Below are 223 nucleotides of genomic sequence, written 5' to 3'. Positions count from 1 at the left end.
TTCGAGCTCAACAAGCCGCACGATCTGGCGCAGGAAGTGTTCGGACCCGTGCTGCACGTGGCGCGCTATAAGGCCAATCGCCTCGAGGAGGTGATCCAGGCCGTCGAGGGAACGGGTTATGGCCTGACGCTGGGCGTTCACTCGCGGATCGACGCGACGGTCGACCGCATCGTCGAGGCTTTGTCGGTCGGCAACGTCTACGTGAACCGCAACATGATCGGCG

At 63.2% G+C, this 223-nt stretch carries 1 protein-coding gene; it reads left to right on the top strand.

Annotation, left to right across the window (positions count from 1 at the left end; all coding sequences use genetic code 11):
* The coding region (locus E4K09_RS28455) for an aldehyde dehydrogenase family protein (protein WP_134500980.1) at window positions 1–223 on the top strand (223 nt) is incomplete at both ends.

The sequence above is a fragment of the Microvirga pakistanensis genome (assembly GCF_004458765.1).
In the GTDB taxonomy this organism is placed as follows: domain Bacteria; phylum Pseudomonadota; class Alphaproteobacteria; order Rhizobiales; family Beijerinckiaceae; genus Microvirga; species Microvirga pakistanensis.
The sequence above is the reverse complement of the archived record's forward strand: the minus strand, read 5'-3'. Positions and strand labels throughout refer to the sequence as shown.